This is a genomic window from Parabacteroides sp. AT13 (assembly GCF_002272965.1).
GTDB lineage: Bacteria > Bacteroidota > Bacteroidia > Bacteroidales > Tannerellaceae > Parabacteroides > Parabacteroides distasonis.
The window spans coordinates 681,990-702,779 of record NZ_NQMH01000002.1; the positions used below are offsets into that span (position 1 = coordinate 681,990).

General features: G+C 44.4%; 15 protein-coding genes. 10 read left to right on the forward strand and 5 right to left on the reverse strand.

Going from position 1 to position 20,790, the window contains the following annotated elements; genetic code table 11:
* The 6 genes from CI959_RS17210 to CI959_RS17235 all read left to right on the forward strand — a co-directional run bounded on the left by CI959_RS17210 (position 1) and on the right by CI959_RS17235 (position 11,708).
* Positions 1–1,527: an arylsulfatase gene (locus CI959_RS17210; RefSeq protein ID WP_008780575.1), complete on the forward strand. Its 1,527-nt coding sequence runs from the start codon at positions 1–3 to the stop codon at positions 1,525–1,527.
* A 100-nt stretch (positions 1,528–1,627) separates the two neighbouring features.
* A complete protein-coding gene (locus tag CI959_RS17215) occupies positions 1,628–3,028 on the forward strand; it encodes a Gfo/Idh/MocA family protein (RefSeq protein ID WP_005856826.1) in 1,401 nt (466 codons plus the stop codon).
* 145 nt (positions 3,029–3,173) lie between these two features.
* Positions 3,174–4,430: a Gfo/Idh/MocA family oxidoreductase gene (locus tag CI959_RS17220; protein ID WP_005856828.1), complete on the forward strand. Its 1,257-nt coding sequence runs from the start codon at positions 3,174–3,176 to the stop codon at positions 4,428–4,430.
* A gap of 12 nt (positions 4,431–4,442) precedes the next feature.
* Positions 4,443–7,910: a DUF1080 domain-containing protein gene (locus tag CI959_RS17225; protein WP_095231506.1), complete on the forward strand. Its 3,468-nt coding sequence runs from the start codon at positions 4,443–4,445 to the stop codon at positions 7,908–7,910.
* A gap of 171 nt (positions 7,911–8,081) precedes the next feature.
* Positions 8,082–9,593 carry an IS1182 family transposase gene (locus CI959_RS17230; protein WP_057317674.1) on the forward strand — a complete coding sequence of 504 codons (1,512 nt, stop codon included), beginning with the start codon at positions 8,082–8,084 and terminating at the stop codon, positions 9,591–9,593.
* A gap of 216 nt (positions 9,594–9,809) precedes the next feature.
* On the forward strand, positions 9,810–11,708 hold the full coding sequence (locus tag CI959_RS17235) for a PAS domain-containing sensor histidine kinase (RefSeq protein WP_008780578.1): 1,899 nt from the start codon (positions 9,810–9,812) through the stop codon (positions 11,706–11,708).
* On the opposite strand, the gene upp is transcribed toward CI959_RS17235, so the two are convergent.
* The 3 genes from upp to CI959_RS17250 form a co-directional block, all read right to left on the reverse strand.
* Positions 11,651–12,304, reverse strand: a complete 654-nt coding sequence (gene upp / locus CI959_RS17240) for a uracil phosphoribosyltransferase (RefSeq protein WP_008780579.1) — start codon at positions 12,302–12,304, stop codon at positions 11,651–11,653. The genes CI959_RS17235 and upp overlap by 58 nt on opposite strands.
* A gap of 151 nt (positions 12,305–12,455) precedes the next feature.
* Positions 12,456–12,740: an HU family DNA-binding protein gene (locus CI959_RS17245; protein ID WP_005856836.1), complete on the reverse strand. Its 285-nt coding sequence runs from the start codon at positions 12,738–12,740 to the stop codon at positions 12,456–12,458.
* 182 nt (positions 12,741–12,922) lie between these two features.
* Entirely contained in the window at positions 12,923–13,759 is an 837-nt protein-coding gene (locus tag CI959_RS17250) for a hypothetical protein (protein WP_005856838.1), read from the reverse strand.
* Positions 13,760–13,859: 100 nt separating this feature from the next.
* Between CI959_RS17250 and murB the strand changes: the two genes are divergently transcribed.
* The 4 genes from murB to CI959_RS17270 all read left to right on the forward strand — a co-directional run bounded on the left by murB (position 13,860) and on the right by CI959_RS17270 (position 19,238).
* A complete protein-coding gene (murB, locus tag CI959_RS17255) occupies positions 13,860–14,873 on the forward strand; it encodes a UDP-N-acetylmuramate dehydrogenase (RefSeq protein ID WP_008780580.1) in 1,014 nt (337 codons plus the stop codon).
* Positions 14,873–15,628: an MBL fold metallo-hydrolase gene (locus CI959_RS17260; RefSeq protein ID WP_005856841.1), complete on the forward strand. Its 756-nt coding sequence runs from the start codon at positions 14,873–14,875 to the stop codon at positions 15,626–15,628. The genes murB and CI959_RS17260 overlap by 1 nt, the downstream gene beginning before the upstream one ends.
* 118 nt (positions 15,629–15,746) lie before the next feature.
* Complete coding sequence (locus CI959_RS17265) at positions 15,747–18,125, forward strand: SLBB domain-containing protein (RefSeq protein WP_005856843.1); 2,379 nt, start codon at positions 15,747–15,749, stop codon at positions 18,123–18,125.
* 6 nt (positions 18,126–18,131) lie between these two features.
* Positions 18,132–19,238 carry a Wzz/FepE/Etk N-terminal domain-containing protein gene (locus tag CI959_RS17270; protein ID WP_005856846.1) on the forward strand — a complete coding sequence of 369 codons (1,107 nt, stop codon included), beginning with the start codon at positions 18,132–18,134 and terminating at the stop codon, positions 19,236–19,238.
* Here the strand turns inward: CI959_RS17270 and CI959_RS21585 are convergent.
* Complete coding sequence (locus tag CI959_RS21585; RefSeq protein WP_005856848.1) at positions 19,235–20,116, reverse strand: hypothetical protein; 882 nt, start codon at positions 20,114–20,116, stop codon at positions 19,235–19,237. The genes CI959_RS17270 and CI959_RS21585 overlap by 4 nt on opposite strands.
* Complete coding sequence (nth, locus tag CI959_RS17280; RefSeq protein ID WP_008772131.1) at positions 20,113–20,751, reverse strand: endonuclease III; 639 nt, start codon at positions 20,749–20,751, stop codon at positions 20,113–20,115. Before nth ends, CI959_RS21585 begins: the two co-directional genes overlap by 4 nt.
* Positions 20,752–20,790: the final 39 nt, after the last annotated feature.

Here is a 20,790-nt window from a genome sequence, read left to right on the forward strand (position 1 = left end):
ATGAATAAGTATTGTATAATGAGTGTGTTGGCAGGGTTTTCCTTGCCAACAACTTTAATAGCTCAATCAGCTCCCCGGCAACCTAACGTGGTGATCATCGTGGCCGATGATCTCGGGTATGGTGATCTAAGCTGTTACGGGGCTCATCGCATACAGACTCCGGGAATGGATCGTATCGCAAATGAAGGCATACGCTTTACGCAAGGTTATTGTACGGCGGCTACTTCTACCCCCAGCCGGTATTCCTTGCTTACCGGATTATATCCTTGGACAAATAGGGATGCCAAAATACTTCCCGGCAATGCGGCTCTGATTATCAATACTCAACAGGTTACCTTGCCGAAGGTGATGAAGCAAGCGGGCTATGTCACCGGCTCGGTCGGCAAATGGCATCTAGGATTAGGTGACGGGGTGGTAGACTGGAACAAGCTGGTTTATCCCGGAGCGAAAGAGATCGGTTACGACTATTCTTTTATCCAAGCTGCTACTAATGACCGGGTTCCCTGTATCTTTATCGAGAATGGGAGAGGTGTAAACCTCGATCCGAACGATCCTCTCTATGTCAGTTATAAGGAGAATTTCCCCGGGGAACCGACTGGGAAGGATAATCCTGAATTACTGAGAATGCTCCCGAGTGTCGGGCATGCCGGCGCTATCGTAAACGGTGTACCTCGAATTGGTTTCCAGAAAGGAGGCAAGACCGCCCAATGGAAAGATGAGGATATGGCAGAGTTGTTCCTTGAGAAGGCGAAAGGTTTTATGAAAGAGAATAAGGATAAACCTTTCTTCCTGTACTATGGCTTGCATCAACCGCATGTACCTCGTGTTCCGAACGAGAGATTCGCGGGTAAGTCGGGGATGGGACCTCGTGGAGATGTTATCTTGGAAGCGGATTGGTGCGTGACCGAATTCTTGAAGGAAATGGATAAGTTGGGGCTAACGGAAAATACGTTAGTTGTTTTCACTAGCGATAACGGACCGGTTCTGGATGACGGTTATCAAGATCAAGCCGTGGAATTGGTAGGGGATCATAAGATGGCCGGACCGCTTCGTGGAGGAAAGACGAGCTTGTATGATGGTGGGACCTGTATCCCGTTCATGCTTCGTTGGCCTGCGGAAGTTAAGCCGGGCGCTGTGTCGGATGCCTTGGTTTGCCAGATGGATTTGTTAGCCTCGCTGTCGGCGTTGATCGGACAGACCTATTCTGATAAGGTAGATAGCCAAAACACCTTGCCTGTCTTCCTAGGAAAAGGTGGTAATGGGCGAAAGGAACTTGTCTTGGAAGGTTATTTCAATTATGCGCTACGTGATGGTGATTGGGTCATGATCCCGCCGTATCCGGATACCTATGGCGACGCGGAGGAGGCTGCCTTTGCCGGAAATAGTAACTGTTATCAATTATATAATGTAAAGGAAGACATCGGTCAGCAAGTTAATTTGGCGGAAAAAGAACCTAAAAGACTTCGACAGATGATGATGACCTTCGAGAGGCTAAAAAGGGAAACCGGAAAGATAACGAACTTTTAGTCTTGGACTCTTTATTTTTCAAAATACTCAATAACGTTTTGATTGAAAAAATATTTTTTTAATTTTGTATCCTCAAAACACAAACTAATTTATAAAATATATGGAAAACACTCGTCGTTCATTCCTTAAGAAAGTATCTGCCGCTGGTATTGGTGCCGCAGGCTTGGCAATGGCTGGAAACGCCGGAGCTACAACAACTGCCGCTGAACCCCAAAAGAAAAAAACAGCCGGTAAAGATGATGGTAAATTACGTTTCGGTTTCATCGGAACGGGTTCTAGATGCCATGAGCATATTAATAATGTATTGGCGATCCCCGGTAATAAGATCGTAGCGATTTGCGATATCCAACAGGGCCCGATCGATAGTACCTTGAAACATATCGCTAAATTTAATGTCCCTGCTCCGAAAGTTTACAAAGGGGGTGAACGTGAATTTGAGAATATGTTGAACAACGAGGAGTTTGATTGCGTGATCATCGCAAGTCCTTGGGAATGGCACGTACCGATGTCTGTCGCCGCTATGAAGGCTGGTGTTCCTTATGTAGGCGTGGAGGTTTCTGCGGCTAACACGTTAGAGGAGTGCTGGGATTTGGTAAATGTTTCGGAAGCAACCGGAAGCCATTTGAATATCATGGAGAACGTATGTTATCGTCGTGACTGTATGGCTGCGTTGAATATGGTCCGCCAAGGTTTGTTCGGCGAGATCTTGCATGGTGGTTGTGGTTATGAGCATGACTTGCGTGAGGTGAAATTCAACGATGGAACTCATTACAACTATGTACCGGGTAGTGGTGATCTTCGTATGGGTCCGACGGCTTTCGCCGAGGCTCAATGGCGTACGAACCATTCCGTACATCGTAATGGCGATATCTATCCGACTCACGGTATCGGACCGATAGCTCATTGTATGGATATCAATCGTGGTAACCGTTTCCTTTCTTTATCCGCTATGGCTACTCAATCTCGTGGATTGCATAAGTTTATCGTGGATAATGGGGGTGAGAATCATCCGTTGGCGAAGGTCAACTTCAATTTGGGAGATATCGTGACTTCTATGATTAAGTGTTCTAATGGACAAACGATTATCGTAACCCATGATACCAATTCTCCTCGCCCTTATTCATTAGGTTTCCGTGTTCAGGGAACTGAGGGTTTATGGATGAATGATGGCGATCATGTATATGTACAAGGAAAGTCTAAGCCTCATCGTTGGGATGATTCCGATGAATGGTTCAAGAAATATGATCATAAATTGTGGGCTTCCTTAGAGTCTCAAGCTGCTGAGGCCGGACACGGTGGTATGGACTATATCATGATGTACGACTTGATCGACGCTATCCGTAATAAGAAACCGGCTCCAATGGACTGCTATGACGCTGCCGCTTGGAGCGCTATCTCCGGCTTGTCGGAGATGTCAATCGCTCGTGGCGGTGCTTTGGTAGACTTCCCGGATTTCACCCGTGGGCAATGGATTCACCGTCAACCGCAATTCGCTTTGTAATAGATTTTCATAAAATACTAGGGAAGGATGTCTTTGTTAAAGGCATCCTTTTCTTTTTTATATACATTTTTCTTGTCTCTTCGAGTATTATGATTATTTTTGTCACTCAAGTTAATCTATTCTATCTAAATTTTAAATTCGTACTATGAAGACAAACAGAAGAGACTTCCTGAAGACTCTTGGAGGAATCGCGGCATTTACGATTGTACCGCGCCACGTGTTGGGTAATGGATTCATCGCTCCAAGTGATCAATTAACAAAAGGAATTATCGGTACAGGTGGTATGGGCCGTGGACATGTGGACTATGCCGGGACTCGTCTTGTCGCTGTGTGTGACGTCGATAAGAATCATCTGGAGCTAGGTAAACAGTTGGTAAAGGATAAGATTGCCGCATACCATGATTTTCGTGATTTGATTCTAGATCCCAATGTAGATATCGTTCATATAGCTACGCCTCCTCACTGGCATGGTATCATGTCTGTCGAGGCCGCTAAAGCAGGAAAAGATATTTGGTGTGAGAAGCCTATGACCCGTACGATCGGGGAGGGTAAACGGGTAATGGAAGCGATGAAGCAATACGGACGTATGTTCCGCTTGAACACTTGGTTCCGTTTCGCTGACCCGTTCTATGGACTGGGCACTCCAGTGAAACCTTTGAAGAAACTGGTTCAAAGTGGTATGTTGGGCTGGCCGCTAAAGGTAACGATCAGCAAGCATACCGGTTTCGACTGGAAGTTCTATTGGGTTGGTAAAGAATATCTGGAACCACAATCGGTGCCTAGTGAGCTGGATTATGATTTCTGGTTGGGTCCGGCTCCTTACAAACCTTATAACCCGCATCGTGTGCATCAGACATTCCGTGGATACTGGGATTATGACGGCGGTGGTTTAGGGGATATGGGACAGCATTATATTGACCCTGTACAATATTTTCTAGGAAAAGATAATACCAGCCCGGTTAAGGTAGAGGTGGATGCTCCGCAACAACATCCGGACGCCGTGGGTACTTGGCGCTCGATTACGTATACCTATGAGGATGGTTGCCAGATCGTACTTTGGGGAGGTGATTACGGGGATCCGAACACACCTTATATTTCCGGACCGAACGGGAATGTTTATAAGAATTTCGTATGTGATATCCCGGATTGGGAGAAAAAGTTATCCGATTATCCCGAACCTGAGCCACAGGTTACCGACTTTATCGAGTGCGTAAAGACTCGTCAGCCTTTTGCCTTGAATGAGCGTAATGGCTTCCGTTCCGCTACGATCGTGAATATGGGTGCCGTAGCCCTTCGTTTGAATCGTACGCTTCACTTTGATCCCGTAAAACTGGAATTTATTAATGATGAGGCCGCTAATCGTTTGTTGGATCAGCCGATGAGAGCGCCTTGGAACATTTAAATACATACACATATGAAAAAAGTATATATATCAATTGCCAGCTTATTGTTGTGCGGTAGTATGTTAATGGCTCAAAGCCCGGCTAATCGTACATCGAAGACGATCGTTGCCGATGTACTGGCACAGATGCCGGCGGAGCAACAAGCTGAATATAACAAATTAATTAATGACTTAAGCTCCACTGGCGAGGAAGGGGTCTTGATGTTGATTAACAAGATTAACGCTCCGGGAAAAGGCAGTAGCTCGAACGTGGATTATGCGTTAAGCGGATTGACTCACTACGTGATGGCGAAAGGTGAGGAAAATGCCCGTCTAGCAACAGCCAACGCATATTTGAAAGCCTTAGATAAGGTGAGCGACCGGGAGACAAAGGCTTTTATTATCCGGCAGCTTCAATTACTGGGAAAAGATGAGTGTGTGGATACGCTGGCTAACTATTTGAACGATGAGAGCCTAAGCGGTCCTGCTGCCCGTGCGTTATCCGCTATCCGTACCGATAACGCTAAGAAGGTTTTGGTGGCTTCCTTGATGCGTCGTTCCGGTACTCCGAAGACGCAAAAGGATATTATCCGTGCGATCGCTGACGTGCAAATCGCTGATGCGGAAAATGTATTGAAAGTGATGCTTGGTTCCAGCGATGAGAATATGCAGAAAGAGGTTCTTTATGCGTTGAGCCGTGTAGGTTCTAAAGCTTCTCTGAGTGATTTAGCCGCCGCTGCCGAGAAAGCCGGTTATAAAATGGAAAAGACCGGGGCGAATGAGGCGTATATCGCTTTGATTAAACGTGTCCTTGAGCAAGGCGATACCAAAGACGCGGAGAAAGCGGCGAATGATTTATTGAAGAAGTCTACGAAAGCGGGCATGACACAGACCCGTGAGGCCGCTCTTCAGATTCTATTGGCCGCTAAGCCGGAAGCCGCTACGAAGAATTTATTATCGGCTTTGAAAGATACGGATAAAGGATACCGTAATGCGGCTTTGAACTTCGCTTCGGGTTTCGCTGATCAAAATGTTTATATCGAGGTCATGAAACACATGTTAAAGGCGAAGCCGGAAGTCAAGGTAGATATCTTGAACTGGATAGGCCGTGAAAGCAAATGCCCGTCTAAACATGACGTGATCAAGAATCTGGAACTTCGTTTTGATCTACCAGCAAGACAAGTTCTTTTGGATCAATTGAAAGATAAGGATTTCTATGTGCAACAGGCCGCTGTTTGGGCCTTGGTTAAAATCGGTGATAAGAGTGTCATTCCTGTGCTGGCTGATTTGTTGAAGAGCAATGACAAGCAAGTGATTTTATTGGGTCAAGATGCTTTGATGGCATTTAACGGCGATATTGATCAAGCAGTCGCTAAAGTGATCCCGTCCGCTTCCGATGCCGGAAAAATCGCTGGTTTGGAGCTGTTGGCGATACGTATGGCCGATGCGAATCTAAATACGGTACTGGATCAGATTAAATCCGGCTCCTCAGAGGTGAAGAAAGCCGCTTATACCGCATTGAAAGATGTAGTATCCGAGAAAGATTTCACTTTATTGTGCGGAATGTTGGAGACTGCGGAGGCTTCAGCTGTCGCTCCGCTTCAAGATGCGATCATTGCCGCCATCTCTAAACAACCGGCGGCAACTCAAGTATCTAACGTGAATCGTCGTATGATACAAGCGGGGGACAGCAAGAGATATCTTTATTATAAGGTCTTATCAGCGACTGGCGAGAAAGAGGCTTTGGCTACGATCGTGGAAGGATTGAATAAAGGAAATGGAGCGGCCAAGGATGCGGCTCTTGACGCTTTGTTGGCTTGGAAGGGTATTGAGGCTGCCGACGAACTATTTAAGGTTTGCCAATCAGCCGCTTCCGATCAAGTATTCGACAGGGCGTTAAAGCGTTATGTGCAGTTGGTATCTAATCCGGCATTTACGAGAGAGAATCGTTTGTTGAGCTTGCGGAAAGTCATGGAGATTGCCCGGACGAGTGAGCAAAAGGCTCTTATTTTACGTCAGATCCAACGGGCGGATACCTTCTTGGCATTGATGTATGCGTCGGAATTCTTGGATTCAAGCGATGCGGCTGTTCGTTCTGCGGCTGTTTATGCGGTTTGGAATATCGCTCGTAACCATCCGGAATATAAGGGTGACAATGTGAAGGCTATCTTGAAACGTGTTTTGACCATGTTTGACGGGGAAGACGCTCGTTATGATATCGATGCCTTGAAGCAACATTTGGATGCGATGCCGGACGAGGTCGGATTTGTCTCTATCTTTAATGGTAAGGATTTAACGGGTTGGAAAGGTTTGGTCGAGAATCCGATCGCCCGCGCGAAAATGAAACCGGCTCAATTGGCGAAAGCGCAGGAGAAGGCAGATGAGAATATGCGTCGTGACTGGAAAGTAGAGAACGGCCTGTTAGTATTTGACGGTACTGGGTACGATAACCTATGTACGGAAAAGCAATATGGTGATTTCGAGATGTATGTGGATTGGATGTTGGATCCGAAAGGCCCTGAGGCTGATGCCGGTATTTATCTGCGTGGTACTCCTCAAGTCCAGATCTGGGATACTTCTCGGGTAAATGTTGGTGCGCAAGTAGGTTCCGGTGGCTTGTACAACAATCAGGTAAACGAGAGCAAGCCTTCGAAAGTGGCCGACAATAAATTGGGTGAATGGAATTCCTTCTATATTAAGATGGTTGGTGACCGTGTGACGGTTGTCTTGAACGGAGAAAAAGTGGTAGATAACGTGATTCTGGAAAACTATTGGGATCGCAAGCTTCCGATTTTCCCGGTAGAGCAAATCGAGATGCAAGCTCATGGCAGCAAGGTCTATTACCGTAATATCTACGTAAAGGAATTGGAAAAACAAGAACCGTTCAAATTATCGCCGGAAGAGGAAAAAGAGGGCTTCAAGGTTTTGTTTGACGGAACGAATATGCATGAGTGGACTGGAAACACGGTTGATTATATCTTGGAAGATGGCTGTATCTCTATGGTCCCAAGCAGTAGTTTCGGTGGTAATCTGTACACCAAGAAGGAATACGGAAACTTTATCTATCGTTTTGACTTCCAGTTAACCCCGGGAGCTAATAACGGTGTCGGTATTCGTACGCCGATGGAAGGAGATGCAGCATATGTAGGTATGGAAGTGCAGGTCTTGGATTGTGAACATCCTATTTACCAAGGAAACATCACTCCGCTGCAACATCACGGTTCCGTATACGGTATCATTCCCGCCCGTGAGGATCATCCGAAAGCGTTCAAGCCGGTTGGAGAATGGAATACGGAAGAGATCATGGCGGATGGCGATCATATCCGTGTGACGGTGAATGGAGTAGTAATCTTGGATGGAAATATTCGGGATGCCGTGAAGAATGGTACGCCTGATGGAAAGGAGCATCCGGGTTTGTTTAACAAAAAAGGTCATATAGGTTTCTTAGGGCATGGTTCCCCTGTCAAATTCCGCAATATTCGTATCAAGGAATTGAAATAATTTATATTAGGCTTTGAATATAGAAAGAGGCTGTCTCAAATAGAAGTTTGAGATGGCCTTTTTTGTGTCTGCAAAAAAAATCAGGCAAGCTCTAACTTCGCTCAGCCAGAACTTGCCCGTCTCCCTAATTTTTTGTATCTTAGGGAATCAAATCAAGATATCCCAAAGATAATGTTTAAAAGTTACACATCCAACGATAATCTGCTTTTACCTCCATGTTTAGGCGATTTTATACCCCAGAACGATCCGGTCCGGGTTGTTCACCGTATCATTGAACAGATAAACCTTAAAGAACTTTACCTTAAGTATTCCTCTAAAGGCTGTTCTGCGTACCATCCACGCATGATGCTTCAGATTCTTGTCTATGCTTATTTGCGTAACATCTATTCCAGCCGTCGCATCGAAGAGTTCTGTCGTAACGATATCCGCTTCATGTGGCTTACCGGCAACGTGACTCCTGACCATAATACCATCAACCGTTTCCGCAGCAGCCGTCTGAAGGATGTACTGAAGACAGTTTTCGCTACTATTGTAAAGTTCCTCGTGTCAGAAGGTTTTGTAAGTCTTGATGTGGCATTTACCGACGGAACGAAAATGGAGGCTAACGCCAACCGTTATACATTTGTCTGGGGCAGGTCCATACATACCCGTATATCCGGAATAGCTGAACAGCTTGAGGAGATATGGCAGTATGCCGAATCCGTTACCAAACAGGAACTGCGTGATTCAGCTCCGGTTACATATCAGGATATCACCCCGGAGAAAGTGGAAAAGGCACTGGAGCAGATAGACGATGCCCTGAATGGAGTTGATGCTGACAAGAAAGTGAAAGCGAAGGTAAGGCGTGTAAGGAAGTCATGGCCTGAACAACTCAGGAAATATGAATCACAGGGAAAGATACTTGACGGACGCAACAGTTACTCAAAGACAGACAATGATGCCACTTTCATGCGCATGAAGGAGGACCATATGAAGAACGGACAGCTTAAACCCGGATATAATCCTCAGATAAGTACCAATAAACAGTTCATCCTGAACTATACCATCCATCAGTGTGCAGGCGATACCTCCACCTATCCTCTGCATATGGATGATTTCCATTCCCTTTACGGCAGATACCCTAACGTGTCTGTCTGTGATGCAGGATACGGAAGTGAAGAGAACTATCTGTATGCTTTCGGGCATGACATTGAAACCTTCATAAAGTACAATTATTTTCATAAGGAACAGAAAAGGAATTTCAGAAACGACCCGTTTCTCTCTGCCAACTTTTATTATAATGAGGAAAATGACGGCATGTACTGTCCTATGGGGCAGAGAATGGAAAGACTATCTGATGTAAGGCGGGTAACAGACAACGGTTTTGTGCAGACCATATCAAGATACAGGGCACGCAACTGCAAGGGTTGCCCGTTAAGATGCCGGTGTCATAAAAGCAGTTCGGAAAGGATTGTACAGGTAAATCACCGTCTGAGAAAAATCAAGGAAAAAGAACGTGAAAAGCTGCTTTCTGATGAAGGTCTGAAATATCGCAGTCAGCGACCACAGGATGTGGAAGCAGTATTTGGAAACCTCAAGAACAACAAGCACTTCAAGAGGTTCAATCTTCGTGGACTTAAGAAGGTTGAAATTGAGTTCGGCCTGCTGGCAATAGCACATAATCTTGCAAAAGTAGCCTCTTAGGAAGGTTATGGTAACAAAAAAACAGTGAAATCTTCAAAAGTAAGCTTATAAATTCATCTTTAGAGAAAAATCCAAAAGACTTCAACTTGGAATAAAACAACAGAGGCCATCTCAAGTTTATTTTGAGACAGCCTCTTTTTTATTATAGAGGATTTATACTATTTAAATTATATCTTTGTGAAATCATAGTGTAATTTTATCGGAAGGGATATTTTTATGGAGGATATACAGACTCAATTGGATCAATGTAAATTGTTATTGGATAGGGCGGAAGTTGGCTTGTGGGAAGCCGATTTTGTTCAAAGAAGTTATATCTGTTCCGATTATTTAATGAGTATATTTGGGAAGAAGGGGAATAATCTCTCTTTTTTTGAATTTTACTATATAATCCGGGAAGACTTTAGGGATCTGATTACTACGGATTTTTTATCGATCCAATCTGTCGATACGTATGAGCAAATATTTCCGATAATAACACCGACTGGGGAAAAATGGGTACGCTCCAGATTATGTGAGCGTAAGTTGAATAACGGAGTGTGCGTAAAAGCGTTGGGCATATTACAGATTTTACCTAATTTCAAACTGAAAGAGGAAAAGATTAGTAAGATGATCGATCATAATGAAATGATCTTCCGAAAGCTGTATGTAAATTTACCTGTGGGAGTCGAGCTTTATGACAGGGACGGTTACTTGATTGATCTGAACGCAAAGGATATGGAGATATTCGGTATCCGGTCAAAGAAGGACGTTTTAGGAGTCAATATTTTTAGCAACCCGATTCTGCCTAAAGATGTGATCAAGAAACTCAAGGAGAATAAATCCGTGAATTTCCGGCTGAATTATTCGTTTAAGAAGGTCGATGATTATTATAACACCTCGAAAGTAGGCGAGTTGGATATCGTTACCAAGGCCAGTATTTTATATGACCAAAGAGGTGAACCTTCCAGCTATTTACTTATTAATTTGGATAATACGGAAAAGATGATCGCCTATAACCGTATTTCTGAGTTTGAGAATGTATTTACCTTGGTCAGCGTATACGCTAAAGTCGGTTATGCCCTTTATGACTTATATACCTTTGAGGGCTATGCCATTAAGCAATGGTATGAGAATATGGGAGAGAAGGATGGAACCCCCTTGTCCCAAATTATTGGGATTTATTCTTATATTCATCCGAACGACGCTGGATATATAAACTCATTCTTTGAGGAGGTGAAACAGGGTAAAGCGCATCATTTCCGTAGGGAAGTGCGTGTGAAGTCTGGTGACGGATGGAAATGGATTTGCGCCAATATCACCCGTAACCCTCAAAGCGTAGACCCGAATAAACCGGAGATGATCTGTATTAATTATGATATCACGGAGTTAAAGGACTCTCAATTGAAAAGGGAAAGGGCGGAAGAACTGGATCGTTTGAAGTCTGCCTTCCTAGCGAATATGAGTCATGAGATTCGTACGCCATTAAATGCCATTGTCGGTTTTTCTCAATTATTGGCGGAAACGGATGATCCCGAGGAGAGGCATGAGTTTGTGGAAATCATCGATAGCAATAATCGGATGTTGCTTCAATTGATCAGTGATATTCTAGATTTGGCAAAAATTGAATCTGGTACGATGGATTTCAAGTTCGCCGATATGAGCATAAAAGAGGTGATCAATGAGATCGTGACCTCTTTCCGTATTAAGATGCCCGATAACGTAGCTCTGATTGCTCCCAAAGATTCACCGGAATGCCAAATCTATAGCGATCGTATGCGGCTGACGCAGGTAATTTCCAATTTCCTTAACAATGCGATCAAGTATACGAGCGAAGGTTGTATCATCTTAGCTTACGAGATCATAGGTGATGAGATAAAATTCTCCGTGACTGATACGGGGGATGGCATGAGCCAAGAGATACAAGCCCATATCTTTGATCGTTTCTATAAAGGAAATACGTTTAAACAAGGTACGGGCTTGGGGCTATCTATTTGCGAGACCATCGTAAATAGACTAGGTGGTCGGATCGGTGTAAATTCCGAGTTGGGCAAAGGCAGTACGTTTTGGTTTACACATCCCTATTCCTTCTCGCCGAACGCTAAATCTCCTGCATCGCCTAATCCGGGAACGATATAAGAATGATCGTCGAGGTCATTATCTAATGCGGCGATCCAGATTGTAGTCTTGTCATCCGGCATTTTCTTCTGCAAGTATTCCAAGGCTTGTTTGCTTGAGATGATGGAGGCTACGTGTACATGGCCGGGTACTCCTTTGGTCAACAGGGCCTCATACGCCAATTCCATAGAACTTCCGGTGGCCAACATCGGGTCGGATATGATCAAGGTTTTACCTGTTAAGCGAGGAGAGGCGATATATTCGATATGAATATCAAAATTCAAACGGTCTTTATATTTGCGGTAAGCGGATACGAAAGCGTTCTCCGCATTATCCAGATACCGAAGGAAACCTTGGTGGAATGGAAGCCCGGCACGCAAGATCGTACTAATCACGATTTGATCGTCCGGCGTATTCATCGGGGCTATACCTAGCGGGGACTGGATGTCTTTCGTACTGTAATGAAATTCCTTACTGATCTCGTAAGCCATGATTTCTCCGATACGCTCGACATTGCGACGGAAGCGAAGGCTGTCTTTTTGTATATCTACATCTCTAAGTTCGGCTACGAACTTGTTTAATATGGAATTGGTGTCTCCAAGATTAACGATTCTCATGAGTCTTTTTTGAGCCCAAAAGTAATCATTTCCGGACACTAAAAATCATAAGTATGAAATTTTTCATTCATACTTATAAATGAAAGATTTCATACTTATGATTTTTTATCCCCTTACCGGGGATATTTTTACTACGTTTTCGGTGACTTTATTATTTCAGGTGGGCATTCATCGCCTCAAGGAGGAATTTACCCGGTTTGAATTTTACGGTCGTACGAGCGGGGATCATTACCGGAGTACCTGTTTTAGGATTTCTGGCAAGACGCTGTGTTTGCGGTCTTGGGATCAGTGTTCCAAATCCGACAAGTACGATTTCCTCATTTTCAGACATACGCTCAGTTACGATCTCGATGTAAGCATCCAATACTTTCTTTGCTTCTTGCTTTTGTAACCCGGTCTTGTCTGCTAAAGCCTCTATAAGTTCTGCTTTGTTCATAAATGCAAATTTTTTAAATTGTTAAACACTACAAATGTACACTTTGAAGCTGGTTTTATAGTTACGTTTTGCAAAGATACATTTGCATTTGAGTTTCTTATTAAACAAGGCCTACAGATGTTTGTTACATTTTTAAGAACAAAAAATGTTAATAATGTGTCTGTTTGCGAATTTCGAAACATTTATTGAATCTTGATATACCCGATTCGTGTGTACTTGATAGTACGGGATTCTATATGTTTTAAGACTTTAGCGGAAGTCAAAGTCAATTTTTCCCCTACTTGGAAAGCATGAGCGCCCGGTGGCAACGTTTGCGTGGTAAGACTACGATCTTTCGCTTTTATCCTCAATAAGAAGTAATTTCCGGCGATGTCCACGGCCGTGAGCAATTGATCTACATAGAAATATTCGGTACCACGGATAATCTGTGTCTTGTAAGAATCGTCTTCAATGCGGACTTTTGTGATTGTTAACTTTAAATCGCTCAATTTTTCTCCCGGTGTTCCTACAAAGCGGCTTACAGGCATTTTATATTTTTTACGGGTCTGTAGGTCGAGATAGATTTTACTGTAGGTCACCGCTAACTCTTTAAAACGCATCTCGCTTTTTACGTGAGGTTCATATTTATCGGCTATCCAAACGACGTATCGGGGATCGATCGTATAGATGTCATGCAAATGGTATCCTCTGTATTTACCGAAAGAAATAATATCGTCTCCATTATCGGGAGAGTCTTTGATATCTGTCGTTATAAATAAAGGTAGAAAGGAGTTGCTTACCATCTTAATCGCCTTATTCACCGAGCTGATGGCATTCAAGTCGAGATTCGCCAAATAGACCGTCGGATGATAAGTGGCCGAAGGCGTAAAGAACCAAAGCGTATAATATAAGGTCTTTGAGGTAGGCAAAAGAATGTAGTACCGCCCTTTGTCTGACGTTTTTCCTCGATTGAACGTGTTTAACTTGTCGAGGATCATCTTCTGTATTTCACCGGATATGCCGGACGTGTTCTCATCCATACGATCAACTCTATATACAAATCTACTGAAAAAATCCGGAACTACATAATTTGCGGATGAGTTATTTATGACTACTTTTGCCCTAAAAATAAAATAGACGATGAGAATAGAGCAGAATTATTCGTTGGAGAAACACAATACGTTCCATCTCCCAGTAAAGACACGTTGGTTCATGGAGTATGAGACGGAGGAGGAGTTGCAACGAATCTTACATGATGAATACTTTCAGGAATGTTTATCCTTGCATATAGGAGGCGGGAGCAATCTATTGTTCATCAACGATTATAATGGCATTATCATCCATTCCCGAATCAAGGGGATTTCTATCTCGGCGGAAACGGACGAGTATGTATCGCTTCGTGTCGGGGCTGCGGAGATCTGGGATGATGTCGTGGCATACGCCGTATCGAAAGGTTGGGGAGGTATAGAGAATCTTTCTTTAATACCCGGTGAGGCGGGCGCTGCCGCTATCCAGAACATCGGGGCTTATGGCATGGAGATCAAGGATGTGATCGAGAGCGTGGAGGCTTATAACCAGTTGACATTCGAGAAACGGACTTTTACGAATTCGGATTGTGAATATGGATATCGTAATAGTTATTTCAAGAATGAACATCATGACCCCCACATCATAACTTATATCACGCTTCGACTATCCAAGAACCCTGGTTTTTCAGTTAATTATGGGAACTTAAAGGAGGAGTTGACGAAATATCCGGAAGTTACTTTGGAAACGATCCGTGAGGCTGTCATAACAATTCGCAGGCAGAAGCTTCCCGATCCTGAAGTATTAGGCAACGCAGGCAGTTTCTTTATGAACCCGATAATTACGGCAGAGCATTTTGAGAAATTGAAAAAGCAATTCCCGGAAATCCCGTCTTATCCCGCTTCGGAAGGAAAGATCAAGGTTCCGGCCGGTTGGTTGATCGAGCAATGTGGGTTTAAGGGTAAAAACCATGGGTCGGTAGGTGTTTACGAGAAACAAGCGTTGGTATTAGTGAATTTAGGAGATGCCCGGGGGGATGAGATCGCGTTGGTCGCGGAGAGCATTCGTACCGCCGTAAAAGATCGTTTCGGTATAGAGCTTATGCCTGAGGTTAAATATGTCGGATAATGAAAATCGTTTTTTTAGGAACAGGAACGTCTACGGGCAATCCTGAGATAGGTTGCCAATGTGAGGTATGTACTAGTAAAGACCCCCGTGATTGGCGTCTACGGGCCTCGATCTTGGTAGAGACGGAAGGGAAACGGATATTGATCGATTGTGGTCCGGACTTCCGTTGGCAAATGATAACCAATAAGATTTACCATTTTGACGCCGTTTTAGTAACCCATGAGCACTACGATCATGTAGGTGGCTTAGATGATCTACGTCCTTTTGGTCGGTATAAAGATGTGGATATTTATGCGGAAGACAATGTCGTGGAGGCGATAAAAACTCGCATTCCTTATGTGTTCCGGGAGCATAAATATCCGGGAGTGCCTAATTTGGTATTGCATACGATCGGGACGAAACCGTTTGAGGCCGCCGGTGTCATGATCACTCCCATTCGTGTAATGCACGCTAAGCTGCCGATCTTAGGTTTCCGTATCGGCAATATGGCTTACTTGACCGACCTTAAATATCTTCCGGAAGAGGAGTACGCTAAGTTGGAAAACCTTGATGTATTGGTTATTGATGCTCTTCGGAAAGGAGAGCATCAATCGCATGAGAGTCTGGAGGAAGCCTTAGCGAATATATCCCGTATCCAGCCCAAGGAGGCCTATTTAATCCATATGAGTCATCGCATAGGGTTGCATGCGGTCGTTGAAAAAGAGTTGCCTCCGCATGTACATTACTCATATGATGGATTAACGGTGACTTTTTAAGCCATATATTAAAAAGATTCTTTATCTTTGCCAGCTGAAAATCTAGAGAATAGCTGCTTTTTTTAAGTTAGTCGCTTATAGCAGGGGTGGTATATAATAAAAAACAATAATAGACTGTATGAATTTATCGTTTAAGAACGTACTATGCGTATGTTGCTTATTGCTGTCGGGATCTGTGTATGCGCAGGTTCCGCAAGACTTGATTGACAAGGCGAAAGCCGCTGGAATGTCGGATACGCAGATACAGCAGGAATTAGCCAAGCGTATGAAACAAGAAGGGGGATCTGTCGGATCTCAAGCTACCGCTACCGATGCGAAGGTTAGCGACCGGGTAATGCCGGTAATCGATGAAGGACAATCCTTAGAAGCCCAACGTAGAAATAATCTTCCTGCTTCAGCCATGGAGAATACCGTATTCGGGCATGAAATCTTCTCAAACAAGAACTTATCTTTTGCCCCAGATTTAAACATCCCTACACCTAAGGATTATGTGCTTTCCGCTGGTGATGAGTTATTGATTAATGTATGGGGAGATTCCGAGCTAAACTTGAAATTAAAGATCTCTCCGGACGGTACGATCCTTGTACCAAATTTAGGTCCGGTGTCGGTCAGTGGATTGACGATCGCTGGCGCTGAGACTCGTCTGCGTCAGGAGTTGAGCCAGATTATGTCTACGCTGTCTGGTTCGGGAGAGGGGAATACCTTTGTTTCCGTCAGTTTGAGCCAGATTCGTAGCATGAAGGTGAATATTGTCGGCGAGGTAGTCGCTCCCGGTACGTATACATTACCTTCATTCGCCACATTATTTAATGCGTTGTATGCCGCCGGTGGTGTGAATAAGATTGGTTCTTTGCGTAGCATCAAGGTATATCGTAATAGCAAGGAAATCGCTAATCTCGACGTATATGATTATTTATTGAACGGAAAGTACACAACGAATGTCCGTTTGGAAGAGAACGATATGATTATGGTAGGCCCGTACGACCAGTTAGCGGTGGTTCGAGGTAAGGTGAAACGTAATCGTATTTTCGAGTTGCGCAAGGGCGAGACCTTGAAGCAATTGCTGGATATGGCTGGCGGATTTACCGGCGACGCTTATACGAAGGACGTACAAGTGAAGCGTAAATCAGATAGTCGTTACCAGATCTCTACGGTTTCGGAGGATAAGTTCGCTTCTTTCGTGATGCAGGATGGCGATTCTTTGCAGGTAGATTCCGTTATTCCTTTTTATGAGAATCGTTTGGTCGTGACGGGAGCTGTATGGCGTCCGGGAGAATATGAGTTAAGTCCGTCGGTTCGTACGGTAAAGCAATTGGTAAAACAGGCCGCAGGTCTTAAAGGAGACGAGTTCGCCGGCCGTGCCTTGATTACCCGTTTGAATCCGGATTTCACGACTACGATGATCGCCGTGGATATTCGTGGTATCTTGAACGGTACCGCTCCAGATGTGGAGTTGCAAGCGGAAGACCAATTAAGCATTCCTTCCCTATTCGATTTGCGCGAACCTTATACGATCAAGGTTGGCGGAGCCGTGAATTATCCGGATACGGTGCTTCCGTATCGTCATAATTTGACAATAGAAGACGCTATCATGATGGCAGGTGGTTTAAGAGAGTCCGCTTCTTCTATTAATGTAGAGGTAGCCCGTCGTGTGAAGGATCCTAGTTCCAATCAGAATGTCAACCGGATCGCCGATGTATATAACTTCTCGTTGAGTGAGGACTTCAAGTTGAATGCGGGAGATACGATCTTCACATTGGAGCCGTTCGATGAGGTTTATGTTCGTTTCTCCCCGGGGTATCATGAGCAACAGGTCGTGAAGGTGAACGGTGAGATCACTTTTGCCGGTAGCTATGTATTGGCTACGAAGAACGCTCGCTTGAGTGATATTATCGCGAAAGCGGGAGGAGTTACCCCAGAGTCTTATGTAAAAGGTGCTAGCTTGAAACGTCAGTTGACAGAAGATGAATTGAAACGCATGGAGACCCTTCTGGCTTTAAGTGAGGCGAATAAGCAAAGCCGGGATTCCATCGGTGTAGCGTTGATGAATGTGAAGGACTATTCCGTAGGTATTGATTTAGAGAAAGCGTTGGCAAATCCGGGTAGTATCGATGACGTTGTGCTTCGTGACGGCGATGAGCTTTATATCCCGCAGATGCAAAGTACGGTGAAGATGAGCGGAGCCGTGACTTATCCGAACAGCGTAACTTACACGAAAGGTATGTCGGTTATGGATTGCTTGTCTCAAGCCGGTGGTTATAATGATATCGCACGTAAGTATCCGATCGTAATATATATGAATGGTAAGGTCGCTACGACGAAGCGTACCGCTATCTTTTTCAAGCGTTATCCGAAAGTGGAGCCGGGCTGTGAGATCGTAGTTCCGACGAAAACGCAACGTGAGCGCCGAAGCTTGGCTGAGATCATGAGTATCAGTAGCTCCGCTACCTCTATGGCTGCGATGATTACCTCTATTGTTAACATGATTAAAAACTAATCAGGCATGGATACGATAAACGAGATAAAAAGACAAGAGTTACCTGAGGAGCAGGAGATCGATTTAATCGAACTGGCGCAAAAACTGTGGAAAGAGCGTAAGTTCTTATTGAAAGGCTGTGGTATTGCGGTGGTAGTAGGTTTGATTGTAGCTTTCAGTATTCCCAAGGAATATACAACTACGGTGAAATTGGCACCAGAGACACAGGATGCGGCAAAAAAATCTAGTCTTGGCGGTTTGGCTGCTATGGCTGGGATTAATCTGAATGCCGCTGCCGGTGCGGACGCGATCTCTCCGGATTTGTATCCGGATGTGGTGCAGAGTACCCCGTTTCTGTTGGAATTGTTTCCGGTAGAGGTTACCGATAAGGAAAAGGAGTTAAGCACTACATTGTATGATTATATGAGTGAACATCAACGTAAGGCTTGGTGGGGATATATTGTCTCCGCTCCATTCAAGGCGTTGGGTGCGGTAATGAGTTTAATCTCCGGTGACGAGGAAGAGTCTGAGGGCTTGAATCCTTACCATTTGACAAAGGATCAAGAAGAGGTGGTGAAGGCCTTGCAGGAGCGGGTTTCTGTTTCCGTGGACAAGAAGACCTTGGTTATCACGGCTTCCGTACAGATGCAGGACCCGGTTATTTCCGCTCAGATGACAAAGGTCGTTTTGGAAAACCTCCAGAATTATATTACGAATTATCGTACGCAAAAAGTAAAGCAAGATTTGGAATTTACCCAGAAGGTATTTGGCGAGTCACGTGACGCTTATTATAAAGCGCAACGTGCGTACGCTGCTTTCGAGGATGCCAACCGTAATATTATCTCTTCCAGCTACCGTACGGAGCAGGAACGTTTGAAGAATGAGATGACCCTTACGTTTAATGTTTACAATACGTTGGCGCAGAAGTTGGAGCAAGATAAATTGCGTGTACAGGAAGAAACTCCGGTGTATACCGTAATCGAGCCGGCTACCGTACCTTTGAAAGCATCTTCTCCTAAGAAGGCACTTATCTTGGTCGGTTTTGTCTTCCTCGCTTTATTCGGATGTATCGGATATTTATTCGTAAAAGATATGTTTGTGGCAGCTTTCAAGAAAGAAGAGACTGGAGCTTAATTCCCGCAAACCGTAAAATATGCCACGGCCTCGTCATGACTGACTTGTGTCGTGGTTTTTATTTGCGGGAATAGCCGATTGATCCGGGTGGTTATCGTATCGCATAAATTGGGGTAAAAGTTCTCCAAGGCTTTCTCATAGGGTTGCTCGTTGAAGCAGCAAAGGCTTCCTTCATTATAGAATAAATCCATTGCCAACCATTGATTTTTCATTCTCCACTCCGTCGAGTCATTCATTTGTACCCGTAAATGTAAAGGGGCGCTTTTGATGAAGAGATTCATTGCGCCACGCTTGCCTTTTTTACGAATCAGATCTGTTAGTTCCGGAATGACATGTGCGGGGTATGTCTGTTGCCTTTCCACCGTCTCTACCAATAATCTTCGGTTGTAGGACGCTACGAATATACCCTCGTGGTAGTAACAACCTAGAAAATGCTTATCAACATCAGGATAATATCTAACAGGAACGGAGGTTTCCTCTCGTTGCTGGGCCGGAAAAGTGAAAGAGACGTCCAGTTGCTTGAAAATACGCTCTGCCGTATGACTATCCATAGGGGCGTACAAGACATCCCCTTGTGGATAATAAGCGATTAGGAAAGACGATAATTCCAGATTTTGCCGTATTAAAGAAAGGAAAATAGCGGGGGTATGATCTGAGAACGCCTTGCGTATATTCTCCATGGGTAGTATCATCTTCTCGAATACAGGAGGACGATTGATGGCAAAAATTGCCGTGGGGCTTGGAACGACCAAACTATAGGGATCTACCGTAGCGACAAATTGCTCGTCGTTCATATGCTTGTAAAAGTACCTCACGCATACGATCGTACCCAGAAACAAGACAAAAAATGCCGTTATGTCTTTCTTGCTGATCCTCATGTTTGCTTTAGGAAGTGTTTACACCAAGGCTTTAATCCGCATTCCTCACATTTCGGTTTCCGGGCGAGGCAAACATATCTTCCATGCAATATCAACCAGTGATGGGCGATGGGGATCAATTCTTCCGGAATGTTCTTCACCAACTCCTTTTCCGTTTCCAAAGGTGTCTTGCTATTATTGGTCAAGCCGATCCGGTTGGAGACACGGAATACGTGCGTATCCACCGCCATGGCCGGCTTGTCATATACTACGGATGCGATTACGTTCGCTGTTTTTCTTCCTACGCCCGGCAGTTTTTGTAGCTCATCAATATCGGAGGGAACCACGCCTTTGAAATCCTCTATCAGCATTTTCGCCATACCTACCAGATGTTTAGCCTTATTGTTCGGGTAAGATACGCTTCGTATGTATTCAAAGACAACTTCCGGTGTGCTAGCCGCCATTACCTCGGGAGTCGGGAAAGCCTCGAACAGGGCAGGTGTGATCATATTCACTCGCTTATCCGTGCATTGTGCGGATAGGATTACCGCTATCAATAGTTGATAGGGGTCGTCATAATGTAGTTCAGTCTCGGCTACCGGTACGTTTTCCTTAAACCAGTTTAATACGCCTTTATACCTTTCTTCTTTTCGCATTGCTTTTTCGGTTTCTGTTTTTCGCATCCTAAAGGTATA